Source organism: Pseudomonas sp. M2, from assembly GCF_015751845.1.
In the GTDB taxonomy this organism is placed as follows: Bacteria; Pseudomonadota; Gammaproteobacteria; order Pseudomonadales; family Pseudomonadaceae; genus Aquipseudomonas; species Aquipseudomonas putida_E.
Window position 1 is genome coordinate 5,041,978 of sequence record NZ_JADOUD010000001.1, and the last position, 16,238, is coordinate 5,058,215.

The 16,238-nt window shown below is 60.9% G+C and carries 16 protein-coding genes; 4 read left to right on the top strand and 12 right to left on the bottom strand.

Annotated features, from left to right (window positions below; genetic code table 11):
* Positions 1-323 precede the first annotated feature (323 nt).
* Positions 324-1,649 (top strand): sigma-54 dependent transcriptional regulator, encoded by a 1,326-nt coding sequence (locus tag IWW33_RS23345; RefSeq protein ID WP_119687079.1) that lies wholly within the window; start codon positions 324-326, stop codon positions 1,647-1,649.
* A 51-nt stretch (positions 1,650-1,700) separates the two neighbouring features.
* Here IWW33_RS23345 and IWW33_RS23350 read toward each other — a convergent pair whose 3' ends face one another.
* The 10 genes from IWW33_RS23350 to IWW33_RS23395 form a co-directional block, all read right to left on the bottom strand.
* Entirely contained in the window at positions 1,701-3,896 is a 2,196-nt protein-coding gene (locus tag IWW33_RS23350; RefSeq protein WP_174141153.1) for an LTA synthase family protein, read from the bottom strand.
* A 133-nt stretch (positions 3,897-4,029) separates the two neighbouring features.
* Positions 4,030-5,310, bottom strand: a complete 1,281-nt coding sequence (locus tag IWW33_RS23355; RefSeq protein ID WP_115274703.1) for a transporter — start codon at positions 5,308-5,310, stop codon at positions 4,030-4,032.
* A gap of 46 nt (positions 5,311-5,356) precedes the next feature.
* Positions 5,357-6,100, bottom strand: coding sequence for a hypothetical protein (locus IWW33_RS23360; RefSeq protein ID WP_046786117.1), 744 nt, complete (start codon positions 6,098-6,100; stop codon positions 5,357-5,359).
* Positions 6,101-6,132: 32 nt separating this feature from the next.
* Entirely contained in the window at positions 6,133-6,813 is a 681-nt protein-coding gene (locus IWW33_RS23365) for a C39 family peptidase (protein WP_046786118.1), read from the bottom strand.
* Positions 6,814-6,880: 67 nt separating this feature from the next.
* Entirely contained in the window at positions 6,881-8,368 is a 1,488-nt protein-coding gene (locus tag IWW33_RS23370; RefSeq protein WP_115274705.1) for a heme utilization protein, read from the bottom strand.
* Positions 8,369-8,416: 48 nt separating this feature from the next.
* Complete coding sequence (locus IWW33_RS23375; protein WP_174141154.1) at positions 8,417-8,995, bottom strand: adhesin; 579 nt, start codon at positions 8,993-8,995, stop codon at positions 8,417-8,419.
* A 1-nt stretch (position 8,996) separates the two neighbouring features.
* Entirely contained in the window at positions 8,997-9,434 is a 438-nt protein-coding gene (locus IWW33_RS23380; protein WP_046786121.1) for a hypothetical protein, read from the bottom strand.
* Between the two features lie 297 nt (positions 9,435-9,731).
* Positions 9,732-10,283: an AAA family ATPase gene (locus IWW33_RS23385; RefSeq protein ID WP_174141155.1), complete on the bottom strand. Its 552-nt coding sequence runs from the start codon at positions 10,281-10,283 to the stop codon at positions 9,732-9,734.
* Entirely contained in the window at positions 10,280-10,858 is a 579-nt protein-coding gene (gene pnuC / locus IWW33_RS23390) for a nicotinamide riboside transporter PnuC (RefSeq protein WP_115274709.1), read from the bottom strand. The genes IWW33_RS23385 and pnuC overlap by 4 nt, the downstream gene beginning before the upstream one ends.
* A 124-nt stretch (positions 10,859-10,982) precedes the next feature.
* A complete protein-coding gene (locus IWW33_RS23395; protein ID WP_119687075.1) occupies positions 10,983-12,617 on the bottom strand; it encodes a methyl-accepting chemotaxis protein in 1,635 nt (544 codons plus the stop codon).
* Between the two features lie 300 nt (positions 12,618-12,917).
* Between IWW33_RS23395 and IWW33_RS23400 the strand changes: the two genes are divergently transcribed.
* The gene (locus IWW33_RS23400; RefSeq protein WP_012314606.1) at positions 12,918-13,748 is read left to right on the top strand and encodes an undecaprenyl-diphosphate phosphatase; all 831 of its coding nucleotides are present in this window, start codon (positions 12,918-12,920) and stop codon (positions 13,746-13,748) included.
* Position 13,749: 1 nt separating this feature from the next.
* Positions 13,750-14,178, top strand: coding sequence for a DUF1294 domain-containing protein (locus IWW33_RS23405; protein WP_174141156.1), 429 nt, complete (start codon positions 13,750-13,752; stop codon positions 14,176-14,178).
* Between the two features lie 27 nt (positions 14,179-14,205).
* On the opposite strand, the gene IWW33_RS23410 is transcribed toward IWW33_RS23405, so the two are convergent.
* Together IWW33_RS23410 and IWW33_RS23415 are read right to left on the bottom strand one after the other, a co-directional pair.
* A complete protein-coding gene (locus IWW33_RS23410) occupies positions 14,206-14,565 on the bottom strand; it encodes an MmcQ/YjbR family DNA-binding protein (RefSeq protein ID WP_115274712.1) in 360 nt (119 codons plus the stop codon).
* Positions 14,558-15,460: a LysR substrate-binding domain-containing protein gene (locus tag IWW33_RS23415; protein WP_046786126.1), complete on the bottom strand. Its 903-nt coding sequence runs from the start codon at positions 15,458-15,460 to the stop codon at positions 14,558-14,560. Before IWW33_RS23415 ends, IWW33_RS23410 begins: the two co-directional genes overlap by 8 nt.
* A 134-nt stretch (positions 15,461-15,594) precedes the next feature.
* Here IWW33_RS23415 and IWW33_RS23420 point away from each other — a divergent pair, with 134 nt between their 5' ends.
* Positions 15,595-16,206, top strand: a complete 612-nt coding sequence (locus tag IWW33_RS23420) for an FMN-dependent NADH-azoreductase (RefSeq protein ID WP_115274714.1) — start codon at positions 15,595-15,597, stop codon at positions 16,204-16,206.
* The last annotated feature ends 32 nt before the right edge of the window (positions 16,207-16,238 follow it).

Sequence of the window (16,238 nt, forward strand, 5' to 3'; positions counted from 1 at the left end):
TCCCAAACATCGAAATTCAAGTCCGCGTAACTGCTATCGCTTCAGGTTGTCGCGATCCGCAGCGCGGGGTTATTTGTACTGATGCTCCAAGTTAGGGGTGAAGTCACACAGTGGTTGTAAATTTTTTTACGACGCACACATTTTTTGTTTCCTGCGCCGCCTGTGACGCCGTTTATTACGAAAAATTCCCGAATGCCCGAAAACCGTCTGAAATGGGCGGACAGACGGTAGTGGGCAGCGTCAAGTTCGTTGCTACTGTTAAATGGGCGCCGCAACTTACTGTTTTCTCGTAAAAAACCATAATCTGGCGCCAAGGAACGGTCATGCACGAAACCGCATCCCTTCGTCGCTTGCTCATCGTCGACCCCTGCGACGATTGCCACCGCCTGTTGCCCGGCCTTGAAAACGCCGGTTGGGATGTTCACAGCTGTAGCCTTGACCTGGCGCTGGAGCACCGTTGCGATATTGGCCTGCTGCGCTTGCAGGATTCGCATTTGCGACACCCGGATGCAGTCAAGGACATGATCAAGCGCAGCAACACCGAATGGATCGCGGTGCTCAACGCCGAACAACTGCGAATTCAGAATGTGGGTGACTTCGTTTGCGAGTGGTTCTTCGACTTCCATACCTTGCCGTTCGATGTGTCTCGGGTTCTGGTGACCTTGGGGCGCGCGTTTGGCATGGCCCGCTTGCGGGGCAAGGGCACCGTGCCGATCGATGGCCTCAAGGACGAGCTGCTCGGCGACAGCCGGCCGATTCTCGAATTGCGCAAACTGCTGGGCAAGCTGGCCCCAACCGAATCACCGGTGCTGATACGTGGGGAAAGCGGTACAGGCAAGGAACTGGTCGCTCGCACCCTGCATCGGCAGTCGCAGCGCTGCGAAATGCCGTTTATCGCCATCAATTGCGGTGCGATACCCGAGCACCTGATCCAGTCGGAGCTGTTCGGGCATGAGAAGGGCGCTTTTACTGGCGCCCACCAGCGCAAGGTCGGCCGTATCGAAGCAGCCCATGGCGGCACCTTGTTCCTCGACGAAATTGGCGACCTGCCGTTGGAACTACAGGCTAACCTGCTGCGGTTTTTGCAGGAAAAGCACATCGAGCGGGTAGGTGGAAGCCAGCCGATACCGGTCGATGTGCGGGTGCTGGCGGCGACGCACGTGGACCTGGAGCGTGCCATCGAACAAGGCCGCTTTCGCGAAGACCTGTACTACCGGCTGAATGTCTTGCAGGTAGTGACAGCACCTTTGCGAGACCGGCATGGTGACCTGTCGATGCTGGCCAACCATTTTTCCCATTTCTACAGCCTGGAAACAGGCCGCAGGCCGCGCACATTCAGTGACCACGCTTTGGCTGCAATGGGCCGCCATAATTGGCCGGGCAATGTGCGGGAGCTGGCCAACCGCGTGCGTCGGGGGCTGGTGCTGGCAGAAGGGCGACAGATCGAGGCTCAAGACCTTGGCCTGCATGTACTGGAACAGGAAGATCTGCCGTTGGGTACCCTGGAAGACTACAAGCATCGGGCAGAACGTCAGGCCTTGTGTGATGTACTCAACAGGCACAGCAACAACCTGAGCTTTGCCGCAAAGGTGCTCGGAATATCACGGCCTACGTTCTATCGGCTATTGCACAAGCACCAGATTCGCTGAATTTTTTTGTAGCGGCGCCTACCTTGGGAGGCGCCTCCCACAGAGAACCGATCAGCTCGACTGAGCGATATGCCCGTCCGAACCCTCTTCGGCCGTCTCCTCTTCGCCTGGCAGCGCCGTGATCACACTGAAATCGCTGACTTCGACTTCCCCTGCGCCATACCCCAGCAGGTGGAACGAAAACGCCTTGCGCTGCGTCGGGTTGTCGAAGCCGAACTCCATCTCCAGCGGCTCGGCGGCAGTCACACGAATTTCGTCAGGCAGCCCCAATGGCACATCCTGCTCCAGTTCCTTGGCCTTGAGTTGAATATAGGCGGCATGCTGTGGATCGAGTGCGCGTACCTTGACCCGTACTCGTGTGCGTGACCCCCCAGGCATCTCCAGGTACTGGGCGCCAATCAGGTTATCGGCCCAGTCATCGCGAATTCGCGCTTGCAACTGGATGGGCGAGGGGCCGCCGAACTGATAGCGCAGGTTGAGCGGCGTCTGCAGCAAGGACTGATCCAGCACGCCGGCCAGGGCGCCGAGTTGAGCACCGAGTCGGCTGTCACCAGCGCCGAGGTACTTGGCCTTTTCGGCAATGAAGCCCTCGCTGGCATAGCGGCGGCAGCGCTGCTGGAAGTCGCATTCGGTGAATACACCCCGGCCATCGTGGTAGCGCAACATGCCGTTGGTGTAGGAAATCATCTCGCGACCCGTATCGTAATCGCGGTAAAGCGAGCGGCCGCCCAAGGCGGCAGGTATTGGCAGGGCGAAATAATCGAGCAAGGACGTTGCCAGATCGATATGGCCATAGGTGCCATGTTTGATATGGGGTAGCTGCGCCTGCTCCGGGGCCAAGGTCAGGTTGAAGCCCCAGGAGGAGGCAAGGCGCACGCCGTCGATACCGTGGGACTCGTCGGAGGTTATTACGACCAGCGTATCTTTAAGCACGCCTTGGCGTTCGAGGTTGTCGAGAAATGCACCGATTGCGTCATCCAGATAAGCCACCGCAGCCTGCTTGGCTGTGTCATGCCGCTCCAGGTATTGAGCGGGCGCCGAGTATGGCTGGTGGGTACCCACGGTCAGCAGGGTAAGCATCCAGGGGCGGTCTTGTTGCTTGAGCTGGCCCACGTAGTCCAGCGCGCCCTCGAAGAACGCGCGGTCATCCTTGCCCCAGGGGAATTGCAGGTAGTTCTCGTTGCTGAACCATTCCAGGCCGTGCACCGAGTCGAAACCGATGTGCGGCATGATGCGGTCCTTGGCCATGAAGCGCAGGCCAGCGCCTTGCAGGTAATGCGTGGTGAAGCCGGCCTGGCGCAGCTGGGCTGGCAGGCAAGCCTGGTTGCGCTGATGCTGGGTGAGCAGTTCCATACCCTTTGGCGTACCGTTGGCCAGCTTGTCGTAATCACCGCAAAGCATCGCATACAGGCCACGAATGGTCTGGTGGGTATGCAATACGTAGTCTGGCGTGTTCATCCCACGCTCTGCCCAGCGGCTGAGGTTGGGCATCAGGTTTTCATCAAAACGGCTGTGCAGGGCCTGACGGTTGGGCCGCACGTAGGCGCCGGGGATGCCTTCGAGGGTGATCACCAGCAGGTTGCGGGCACGCCCGCTTGGCAACTTCTGGCCGTTCAGGTCTGACTGGGTCAGGCCGGCAGTGGGAAGGGGGGTGATCGGTTGCGTTTGCCCGGCCCAGCTCAGTGCCTTGTGCTGCAGCGTACCGACGCCGACGGAAAGGAGCTGATGGGGAAGGTTGTACTGGCGCCACTGATCGGCGTCGGACGGCGCCAGATGCTGAGCGCCCCAGTGCAAACCAAACAACGTCAACGGTATGGCCAGCGCCTTGGGGCCCAGCGGTGCGTCAGGCGTTGTGCGGCTGCGCCAGGCAGAGCGCGCCCAAACCAGCAAGCCAGTGCCCATGACCCACGGCAGCCAGGCATGGGCAAGCCCGCCGTCGGTGGAGTTTTCCATGAACTGTGTATCGAACAGGTAACTCAGGTCGGCACTGGTAGGCAGCCGGCCCACTGCACTGACCAGCTCTGCCGAAGCGACCCACAATGCAGCCCACGCCAGCAGCACGGGCGTGGCCAGCCACCAGGGCCTGCGGTACAACAGCAGCACCAGCAGGCTGCCCAAGGCAAGGTCCGAAAGATAGCCAAGCGGGTTGGACCAACCCAGCAGGGTGCGCGCAGCCAGGGGTATCACTATTACCAGGGTCGCAAGGGCTACGAGCCGGGTATGCGGATGGCCGTGCGGGTTTTTCACGAAAACTTTCCTTGATTGCCGTTAAAACGTCACAAATGTATGGGCAATCATAGCAGGGTGGGGTCATGAAAGCGGCTGACTTAAGGGTTGGTTACCAAAAGCCGGGCCCGCCGGGAGCCCGGTTACAGTGACGTCAGAAGTAGTAAGGGAACTTCAGGCTGAAGGAAAAGTCAGGGGCATCATCGGTCAGGCCGATGGCAAGGTTCGGGACGATGGTCAGGTTGTTGGAGGCCGCGAAGGTCATGCCGATGTTGAAGTTCGCCGCGTTGTAGTCGCTGTTGGTGATTGACTGCCAGTCACCGCCGTCGGGTTTGATCTTGCTCTTGCTCGAGAACTGATCGGTGACCGAGAACGACATGCTCATTTTTTCGTTCAAGGCAAACGCAATACCGCCGCCGATCTGCCAAGAGTCGCCGAGTTTCACGTCACCAGGCACCTTGGTGTTGACCGTGGGGCTGATGTCGCTGAACGAGTCCTCCATGTTGTAGGTGTAGGACAGGCTGGCGAACAGCACGGCCGGGTCGAAGGTCTTGACCAGCGAGATGCCGGGCGTGATCGCCCAGACACCGTTGCCGGTCGGCAGGTCCTCAGGGACAGCCAGGTTGTCATTACCGGCGACCGGGATGAGTTTGATGCCATAGGGGTCGTCGCCGGTGGGCGCCTTGATGCGTAATGTGGCGACTGCGTCGGGCCAGTTCTCCGACTCATCCAGGAACTTGTAGGCCACGCCGACGTTGATATCACCGAGGGCGGGGTCGCGGGTAACGGTACCATCGGAGCTGACACCGGCAGCACCCCCCGCACCGCCGGAAGAGTAGGTCGATTCGCGGTAGACAATGGGAACGTTTATGTCGAACTGCCAGCGCTGATCGACGTTGTAGCGTGCCGTCAGGTCCAGCGTCCAGTTGTCTGCCTTGATGCGGTCGATGTTGATGTTGCCGAGGAAGATCGAATCGAGGGCGAGGAAGCCGTTAAGGGTCAAGGCGCGCGTGTCGTAGTGGGTGTAGGTCAGCCCGGTTTCGACACTGAACTTGCCGCCGCCGAAGAAACCGCTGGCTTCGTCGTACAGGTTGGACACACTTTGCGCAGGTTCCGAGTCGTCCTGCAGCGATTGGCCATAGGAACTGCCGGTGGTCCCGGGAGCGCCCGATGCCACGGTCTGCCCACCCTTGACGCCCTCGGCGGGGGACTTTGTCAGGCGTTTGGGCGCTGGCGCTCGCGGCGCCTCCTCCACCTGGCGCAGGCGTTGTTCCAGTACCATCAGTGCATTCTGTTGGGCTTCATAGCGCTCTTTGAGCGCCATCAGTTCCTGTTTGAGAGTTTCGACCTGTGGGTCGGTTGCCGCCTGTAGCAGAGTGGCCGGGGCCAAGGTTGTCAAACAAACGATAGCTCTGAACGTCAACAAACGGTGCATGGGTTAGCCGTCCCTTCTGACTACATACGATGAGACTGAGCGTAGATCAGTATCCGAGATTACGAAGGCCTTTGAGCTGATCAAGGTTTGGGGCCATCGATCCGGCTGTGGGCGCATCACGCAGCACCACATTGAGCGACGTCAGGTTGCTGACGCGGTTGCTGGTGCCGAGCAGGGTAGTGTTCTGCATAAGGCCACCCTGACCCAGGCGCTGCACGGTGTTGCCCTGGTTGTTGCTGGCGATGATGTTCAGCTGCACGCCGCGGCCACTGGAGGTAACGCTCAGCGAGCCTGCGCCATTGGCACCGACCAGCGTGGTACCTGCGGCCAGGGCCTGGCCTTGGGGTTGTGTCGCTGACGCTTCGTTGGCCTTGGTGACATTGATGTCGACATTGTTATGGGCGGTGTTGTAATCGCCGGCAGCACGCACGACCTGGGTTACGCCTTCGGTACTGTTCAGGCCACCGCCGCCGGTGACGGTACCGGTGCCGGCGCTGCCCGATTGCGGCCTGCCTGTACCTTTTTCATTGATCATCGACACATAGAACTGCGGCTTGATGGTCGACTGCTGGATCTGCATCGCGGAGGTTGCACCAATCACTTCACCGTTGGCGTTCTGCCAGGTACTGGTCATGACGATGCCAAAGCTGACGATGCGCCCAGGCATAACGTACCGCCCGCGCAGGTTGGCCAGTTCCTGATCCTTCAGCTCGATCGGTTTGAACGTTTCTGCCTGTGTCGGAAGGCTGGCGGCCAGGCAAATGGCGGCCAGCCAGATTGAAGTCTTCATGGGATGCTCCCGGAGCGTCTTGCCCATTGTCATTAGAAGAAATCGCTTTGGATGAAGCCGAAGTCCATCAGCTCGGCGTCCTGCACCGGGGTGAAGTTGCTGACACGGTTCTTGGCGCTCAGCGGCAGCGGCGGATCGAGCAGGATATTGTTCTTGTCGTACCCTTGGCCGATGACGGCGAAGATGATGCCGTTCCAGCCTTTGACGAAGTCATCGATCTTGAAGCGCTTGTGCCCTAGTACCGGGTCGCCGACGTATACCCAGCCTTTATCGACTTTTTGCATCACCACGAAGTGCTTGTAGCCGCGGATGTCCAGCAGCACGACTACCGGTATGCGGATACTGTGCAAGGTGTCCGGGGCTACCCGGTAGCCGCGGGCACGCATGCCCAGGCTTTCCACGTAGCGCTTCATGTCGAGCATCGAGAAGCCTTGGGTGCGGACCAGATCCTGGTCAGCGTGTGCCAGCATCCCCTCGATCACGTGTTGTTCGTCGACGTCAAGCCAGTAGGCCTGGCGCAGGATGGTTGCCAGAGATGCGGCGCCGCAACTGAAGTCGGTTTTCTGCTGTACCAGGTCAGCGAACTTGCGCTCGCGGATGCTCTGGATGGGTTTGTAGATCACCGCGCCACCCGGTAGCACGGACAATGGCATCTGGGCTGCTTCGCTGACACCGGCCATGCTCAGCAACATTGCCAAGGCGATCATGCGCATGTTCGACGCCCCCTGCTTTTTCTTGTTAGAAAGAGGCCCCCCGAAGGGGGCCTCCAGGCCGCAGTTGTTACATCGAGGTGTTGGAGATGGCCAGCGAGTTGCTTTGCTGGTTGCCCACACCTGCTGCCACGTTGACGCCCAGGTTGCCGCTGCCACCATTGACCGAACCACTCAGGGTCGCGGTGTTGGTCACAGGGTTGGCCCAGCCGGTCGGGGTCAGCACTTGGAACGACACGGTGTTGCTCAGCGCAAACTCGCTAGACTCGCTGAAGCTCTTCGAGATGCTGTCCGAAGATTCCGACGCTTTTTCGCCAGCTTTCTCGTAGGCCGAAGCGCTCGCTTTTTCCCATGCCGAATCGTGTGCCTTCTCGTAGGCGGTATCGCGAGACTTGTCATAGGACGAGTCACGGGTACGGTCATACGAAGAGTCATACGCCTTGTCGAACGACGAGTTGTAGGACTTGTCGAACGACGAGTTGCTGGCCGAGTCATGCGACTTGTCCACCGAGGCGTCAAGCGATGCGTTGAGCGATGCATCGAAGTCGGAGCTGCGAGAACGCTCGAAGCGGCCAAACGTTTCGGAGGAAGAGGCGCTGCCCTCAATGCTGGCATCGAGCGAGGCGTTCAGCGAAGCGCTAGACGAAGAGCTGTGGTCCCGGCTGGCCGAACCACTGGCATCCCAACCGCTGGAGCCGCTGGCAGCCATGCTGTTGGTGCCACTGGCGCTGCTGCTGTTGGAGCCGCTGGCGCTCATGCTGCTAGAGCCGCTGGAGCTGCTGCTCTTCGAACCGCTGGCGCTGCTGCTGTTGGAGCCAGCCACGCTGAAGCTCGAGCTGGAGCTCTTGTCGACGCTCGCATCGAACGAGCCGCTACGCGAGGACGACCCGCTCTTGCTGGTGGTGAAGGTCAACGTATCGACGGTATAGGTACGGTCGGCGCGGTTGTTGACTTCCAGGCCAGGGCCATTCTGATCGGCCGAAGCGGTGGCGGTCGAGTTACCGATACCGGCACTGTTGTTGGCAATGGCCATGGTATTTTTCTGCTGGTTCAGGTCGCCGCCAGCCACGTTGATACCAATGTTGCCGCTGCTGCCATCGGCCGAGCCGCTCATGACCGCAGAGCTTTGGGTCGACCAGTTGTTGACGGTGTTATTGTTGCTGCGCTGGACAACATCGGCGGTTGCGGTGGCTGTGCCGAAGACGAAGCTGTTGTCGATGTCGGCATTGTCGGACGACGTGTTGGCGATGGCCGCGGCGTTGTCCTGCTGGTTGCCGTTACCGGCTGCCACGTTGACGCCCACGTTGCCACTTGCGCCAGTACCGGAGCTGCTCATCTCGGCTTCGTTGATGGTGCCTTCGTTGCGGATGCTGTTGTTAGTGCTTCTCTGAATGTCGGTCGCTTCAGCAGTGGCACTGGTGTACACGGCTTTTGCCGGTGGTGTGTAGTTGTGGTTGTGGCCGTTGCCACGCCTGTCGTTCTGATCCGCTTGTGCAGCAACAGCCATGACCGCAGCAATTGCGAAAACCAGAGGCTTGATTGCCATCGAGGGTTTCATGGTGTTTCTCCGTCTTTTTAGGTTAAGTGTTGTTCTCACCTGTTTGGGTCAGTTCGCGACCCGTACGCTCAGGGTGTTTGCCGTCTGGTTGCCCACCCCGGCGCTCTGATTCAGCTGGATGACCCCGCGACTACCGGTGAATGCCTGGTCACCGGTAGTGACCTGGCGATAGCCGGGTGAGGTATCAGTTGGATCGGAGCTGTTGATCAGCGCCACGTTCTGCTGCAACAGGACGCTGTCATCGATGCTTTGCGGTTGTGTACTGATGCTGATGCGCAGGGCATTGGCCTGCTGGGTGCTGGCGCCTGCGCTCTGGTTGACGCCAAGAGCGCCGCTGCCATGGCTGAAGGCGTCGCCCTGAATGCTGGCGGTGGCTCCCATGTTGGGGTCGATGATCGACTGCTGGCGTTGGCGAATCTGCGTGGTTGCATCTGCCCCGTGGCCCATCGCAAAAGCCCGGGCATTGGCCTGTTGCTGCCGGTCGCCGGCGGCCTGGTTTACGCTGAAGTTGCCTTGGTATTGCGCGCCGGAGCTGTCGATGGTGGCATTGTTGAGCACAGGAACGGGGGATTGGGCGAGGGCCGATGCACTGAACAACACGGCCATGATAGACAGCGTCTGCCTCATCTCATTTGCCTCCGGTAAGGATCTGCAGAGGGGCGAGGCCACGCTGAACACTTGAGTTGACCATGTTGGAAATACCGTTGCCCGAGCCTGTGCCACGGCCTGCTGCCAGGTTCGGTAGCTGGTTCTGGTTGCTGATGTTGCCGCCCAGGTTGTCGGTCTGCTGGGTGATCAGCGAAGAGATTCCCGTGCCACTGGTGATGTTGGCGAAGTCGCCATCGCTCAATTCGTTGCTCTGTTTGAGCACGTATGCGGATGGGTTGGCGTTGGCGGTAGTGGGGTTGGGGTCAGGCGCCAGTGGCGCACGTATCGCCATCCGAGGTTGTACATCGCGGGTGATGACGATGATGCCGTTGTCGGCCTGGACCGGCAGCGCCATGCTTGCCCCCAGTACGCAACCGACAAGCAAGAGGCGGGTAATGCCTTTATCCAGTGTGCTCACGACGGCGATTCCTTCTTCGAGCGCTGGCCTAGTTCAGCGTTGCGAGGAGGAGAGCAGGAGGCGTGCCGCTTTTGGATAAGGCTTTGAATTCAGTGGCTTGCAGAATCTAGCTGGGAGCGGCTGGAAGTTGTTGTATCAGCGCTGAGACAGATTTGCCGCCGCTCGCCGTTTTGCACGCTATGCACATTGCCTGCAGCGCTCTTTTCAACAATGTCTCACCTGCTTGACACTCCCCCCGCAATTGGTGGGGAAGTGCGCAAATACGGGGGTCAACGCCCAGCGTGGTGTATCACCGGTTTAACACTCGGTGGGGCAGTGCGGCGCTGTGCCCAGCAGCAGCTGTTGCACGGCACGTAATGCTGAGGCGCTACGCTGGGGCCAGTGGCCATCAATGATTTGCAGCCTTTGCCGATGGCGTTGCAGCCATTGCAGGCTGTCATCGAAGAATGCCTGGCGGTCAGCCAGGTCGGGCTGGCTGCGCTGGCCATCGGAAACCCAGTCAACCCCTTGCGGACTGAGCAGCAGATGCAGGTCGTAGTGGCGTGCAAGCAATGCCTGTTCAAGCCAGGGTGGGCAAGCCTGGAACAGCGCTTGGCTCCAGAGCATATTGCTGAGCAGGTGGGTATCGAGGATCAGCAACGGCGGCGCCATCTCCCGGGCCTGGTCTTCCCAGGCCAACTGGCCGCGGGCGATGGGGGTGATATCGGCGTAGCAGGTGTCGCGGCAGTGCTGGTCGATGAAATGCCGCACGTACTCGCTGACCACCACACCGCCAAAGTGCGCCTGGATTTCGCCGCTAAGCCAGCTTTTGCCGCTGGACTCCGGGCCGCACAGTACCAGGACCTTCATGGTTGCACCTTGCTTGGCTGCAACGCCGGATCACGGCCCCATTCCAGCCAGCCACGCACGGCGATGAGGGTCAGCACGGCGAAGAAGCCCGCCGTGAAATACAGTTGCTGGTGCAGGTACTGGCCAACATAGAACAGGTCGACCACCAACCAAAGTGGCCAGCACTGCAGGCGTTTTTGCGCCATCCACAGCTGCGCGACCAGGCTGAAGCCCGTCAGCGTAGCGTCCAGCCAAGGCAGAGCGGCGTCGGTCCAGTGGGCCATGGCTGCGCCAAGGGCAACGCTGAGCACCAGGCCCGCTGCCAGCCCGGTGAACACAGCCTTCACGGGCAGGCGCGACACTGCGCGTGCGTCCTCTACTCGGTCTGGTCGTTTCCATTGCCACCAGCCGTACAACTGCAAACCGGCGTAGGCCAGTTGCAGCAGCATCCCTGAGTACAGCTTCACCTCAAAGAACAGCCAGCCATAAATGAGCACCATCACCAGGCCGATAGGCCAGCACCAGGCGTTCTGTTTGACGGTGAGCCAGACGGCAGTGACGCCAAGCACGGCGGCGATGAGTTCGAGGCCGGACATCGGCGATCCTTGGAGAGGGTAAGGGGCGCGATTGTAGCGTGTGGGCGCAGGAAGGAGTAGAAGGCCAGCAGCACGTGCTGGCGCATGCCAGTGGGAACCGACGGGCCGGCTCCCACGAGTGTCCTCATACCCGGAACTGGCGCAGCAGTTGCTCCAACTCTTCGCTCAGGCGCCCCAGCGCCACGCCGGCATCACTGGACTGGCGCGCTGCATCGGCGGTCTGTTGCGACAACCCGGCGGTGTCCAGCACATTGCGATTGATCTCCTCAACCACATGCGACTGCTGCAAGGTCGCGCTGGCAATGGTGGCATTGAGCACGGTGAGGTTGTGCAGCGCCTGGCTGATGGCGTCCAGGCTGGAGCCGGCCTCCCGGGCTTGCTCGACTGTCTGGCGCGAAGCTTCGCTGCTGGTGTCGATGGCCTTGACCGCGGCGTCCGATTGACCTTGCAGGTGCTCGATCATGGTGTGTATCTCTGCCGTCGATTGCGCGCTGCGCTGGGCCAGCAGCCGCACCTCATCAGCCACCACCGCGAAGCCACGGCCCTGCTCGCCGGCGCGGGCCGCTTCGATGGCCGCATTGAGGGCCAGCAGGTTGGTCTGTTCGGCGATCGAGCGTATCACCTCCAGCACCCCGCCGATCTTCGTGCTGTGCCCGGCGAGGTCACGGATCACTTGTACCGCCTGCTCGATAGTTGCCGAAAGCCGGTCGATCTGCTGCAGGCTGCCATGGATCGCTTGCTGCCCGTGCTCCACCTGCTGCTGCGCTGCGCGCATTTCGCCTGCAGCCTGCTCCGCGGTCTTGGCCACGTCCTGCACCGCGTAGGTCACCTCGTTGACCGCTGTTGCCACCTGGTCCATCTGCATCGATTGCTGTGCGCTGCGTTGCTGCGCGGCACCGGCGTTGTCACCGACATGCCCGGCGGACTGCGCCAACGAGTGCGCCGCGCCCTGCAGTTGGCCGACCACACGCTGCAACTTGCCGTTGAAACGGTTGAAGTGCTCGCCCAAGTGGGTGATTTCGTCACGGCCATGGGTATCCAGGCGTCGGGTCAGGTCGCTTTCGCCGCTGGCGATGTTGCCCATCGCCTGTACCGCTTCCTGCAACGGGCGCGCGATGCTGCGGGCGATGAGCATGACCACCAGAGCCATCAGCAGGGCGATACCCAGGCCCACCAGCGAGGCATGGCGCAACTGGCGGGCGAATTCAGCCTGCACATCATCGATGTACACGCCAGAGCCGATGATCCAGCCCCATGGCTTGAACAGCTGAATATAAGAAGTCTTGGCCACCGGTTCGCTGGCACCAGGCTTGGGCCAGCGGTAATTGACCGGGCCTGCGCCCTGGCTGCGGGCGAGGGCAGCCATTTCGTTGAATACGGCGAAACCGTCAGGATCGCGAATGGCGGAGAGGTCCTGGCCATCGAGCTTGGGGTTGGCCGGGTGCATGATCATTTTCGGCGCCAGGTCGTTGATCCAGAAGTAGTCGTTCTGGTCGTAGCGCAGTGCGCGCACCACCTGCAGGGCCTGTTGCTGGGCCGCGTCGCGGCTGAGCGTGCCTGCGGCCTCCAGGCCTTGGTAATACGCCAGCACGCCCGCAGCGGTCTGCACCACATGGCGGGTTTTTTCCGCCTTGGCCTGGTACAGGTCGCCATGGATCTGACGCAGCATCAGCAGGCCGAGCATCACCAGCATTGCCACTGCAACCAGCAGTATCAGCCACAAACGGCGGCTGATCGACATTGACCTCAAGGTCTTCATGAACGGCACTCCCGCATTGTTCTTTTTATGAAGGTGCATCCAAGCATGCTTTGGCGCTTGGCCAAACCCGACTAATGGCTAAGTGCTAGTTAATGGCTGTGATGCCGCATGCCGGGCAAGCCTTTGCCAAGCCGCTCTGCTAGGATTTCGGCCGCGCGAGATGAAACCTTTAGGCCACGTGAACTTTTCTACTGGCACGGGTCCCAACTGACGCTGTAAAAAGGCCGCGCCGCATGCGGCAATCACAAGCAAATCAAGAACAAGGGGCCTGCAAGCAGCAGCGCTCCAACCGGGGGAATGATGGATTTTTGGACTGCCTTTCAGGCAATCATCTTGGGCGTGGTCGAAGGACTGACAGAATTTTTGCCGATCTCCAGTACCGGTCACCAGATCATCGTTGCTGACCTGATCGGCTTTGGTGGCGAACGGGCCATGGCCTTCAACATCATCATTCAGTTGGCGGCCATCCTGGCGGTGGTATGGGAGTTTCGGCGCAAGATCCTCGATGTGGTGTTCGGGCTGAAAAGCCAGCCGGCGGCGCGGCGTTTCACCGCCAACCTGCTGCTGGCGTTCATGCCGGCGGTGGTGCTGGGGGTGCTGTTCGCCGACCTGATCCATGAATATCTGTTCAACCCGATCACCGTGGCGACGGCGCTGGTTATCGGCGGTGTGATCATGCTCTGGGCCGAGCGCCGTACCCACAGCGTGGCGGTCGACCACGTCGATGACATGCGCTGGTCGCATGCCTTGAAGATCGGGTTCGTGCAGTGTCTGGCGATGATCCCGGGCACCTCGCGCTCCGGCTCGACCATCATCGGCGGCCTGCTGTTCGGCCTGTCGCGCAAGGCAGCCACCGAGTTCTCGTTTTTCCTGGCAATGCCGACCATGGTCGGTGCGGCAGTGTACTCGGGTTACAAATACCGTGACCTGTTCCAGCCGAGCGATCTGCCAGTGTTCGCGATTGGCTTCGTGACTTCGTTCATCTTCGCCATGATCGCAGTGCGCGGCCTGCTCAAGTTCATCGCCAACCACAGTTATGCGGCCTTCGCCTGGTACCGCATAGCTTTCGGTTTGCTGATCCTGGCCACCTGGCAGTTCGGCTGGGTCGACTGGTCGACGGCGCACGGCTGATATGGCTCGGACACAAACGGCAGAACGGCATGCTGCGCGCAAGGTAGAGGGCGTACGCAATGTACGCCTCAAGCTGCTGATGCTTGGGGTGCTGTGCCTGCTGCCGCTGGCGGGCGCGGCGCAGATGGCCTGGAGCGGGCAGTCATGGCTGCCGTTGGCGATTTATCCCGCTGTAAGCCTGGTTACAGTTCTGCTGTATTGGCAGGATAAGCAGCAGGCCCGTACCCAGGCCTGGCGCACGCCAGAGAAGGTACTGCATGCCAGTGAGCTACTGGGTGGCTGGCCAGGTGCGCTGATCGCCCAGCAGCTTTACCGGCACAAGACCCGCAAGGCTTCATACCAGATGGTGTTCTGGGCGATTGTACTGCTGCATCAGGTGTTCTGGGTTGATCACCTGTTTCTGGGTGGGCATGTACTGTCTCTGGAGTGATGGCCTCTTACTGCCCTTCGCGGGCCCTCACATCAGAAGGCCAACCTGCGAGCGCTTCGCCAGCCGCCGCACCACCAACTGGTGCGAGCGCTGCAGCAGGTCACACAATTCTTCCCGGCCCATGGGGTAGGGCGGCGCCATGCTGATCCACCGCGCCCGTGCCAGATACGGTGCCGGGCGCACGCCTGGCCTGTCGCAGTAGCCCAGAAACAGCTCATCGGCCACCTTGAACGACAAGCCAGCCCCCGCCAGGTCGAGTACTGCGAACATCTTGTTACCGGCAACCGAAAATACCCGGATTCCGCCCCACTTGTAGTCTTCCCGTGCGCCGGGCAGCGCCAGGCAGAACGCCGCCACCTGTTCCTCGGTCATGGTCTGTCTAGACATAACGGTCTCCACACGCTTCGAACGATGCTGCCAGATGATCGATCCATACCCGTACTGCAGGCAGCAACCCACGCCGATGCGGGTAAACCGCCTGCAGATAGCCCCCCGGCAGCGACCAGTCCGGCAGCAGCCGCACCAGCTCGCCGCGTTCGAGTTCATGCTCGCAGAACATGCTCGGCAACGCAGTAAATCCCAGCCCGGCACGTACGGCGGCATTGCGCACCACAAAATCATCGATGGCCAACCGTGGCTCCAGGGCGATTTCCTGTTGGCGACCATTGGGCCCCAGCAGGCGCAAATGCACCAGCCTGTCTGCTTCAGCAGCGCCCAGTACCGGTAAGGAGGCCAGCTCGGACGGCTCACGAACATGATCGGCAAAGCCGGGCGCGGCCACCAGTTGCATCTGCGCCTGGCGCAGCCGGCGCGTGACCAGCGCCGGGTCTTCGTCGCCCAGCTCTCGCACGCGCAGGGCAACGTCGATGCCTTCGGAAATCAGGTCGACACGGCGATTGAGCAACACCATGTCCAGTTGCACCTGGGGGTACAGCTCCAGAAATCGGCTGATGACATCCGGCAGGAACGCATGGGCCAACGCTACCGGGCAGGACACCCGCAAGCGCCCCCGCGGCTCGCTGCTCATGCTGGCCACCGCCTCGTCAGCGGCCTCGGCTTCCAGCAGCATGGCCTGGCAATGGTGCAGATAGCGTTCACCCACCGCGGTGAGCTTCAGTTGGCGCGTGGTGCGCTGCAGCAACCGCGTGCCCAACCGCTCTTCCAGTTCGGCGATGCGCCGCGACAGACGCGACTTGGGGATGCCCAGCTGGCGCCCGGCGGCGGCGAAGCCACCGGCTTCGACTACGCGAACGAAGTAGAAGAGATCGTTGAGGTCTTGCATGAGGGCTGTCTCACTGTTCTATCTGTGGGACAAACTAACGCATTTTTGCTGGCTTTTCAGCTATTCGACGGTCCGGTAGGATTCTCTCCATCGTGATCGCCCAATGCTGCGGTCTTCATTCACAGGAGAGTCCCATGAAACTGTTGCACATCGATTCGAGCATCCTGGGCGACAATTCCGCCTCGCGCCAACTGAGCCGTGAAGTGGTCCAGGCCTGGAAAGCCGCTGACCCGAGCATCGAAGTGGTCTATCGTGACCTCGCCGCCGACGCCATTGCCCACTTCTCTGCTGCCACCCTGGTTGCAGCCGGCACGCCGGAAGACGTTCGCGATGCAGCCCTTGCCTTCGAAGCCAAGCTCAGCGCCGAAACGCTGGACGAGTTTCTTGCCGCCGACGCCGTGGTGATTGGTGCGCCGATGTACAACTTCACTGTACCGACCCAGCTCAAGGCCTGGATCGACCGCGTTGCAGTGGCCGGCAAGACCTTCCGCTACACCGAGGCAGGCCCTGAAGGCCTGTGCGGTGACAAGAAAGTAGTACTGGTTTCCACCGCTGGCGGCCTGCACGCTGGCCAGCCGACCGGCGCGGGCCACGAAGACTTCCTCAAGGTGTTCCTGGGCTTCATCGGCATCACCGACCTGGAGATCGTTCGCGCCCACGGCCTGGCCTATGGCCCGGAGCACCGCAGCAAAGCCATCGATGCTGCTCAGGCGCAGATTGCCAGTGAGCTGTTCGCCACGGCATGAACAACTTGTATTAAACGAACGGCTGTCGCTTG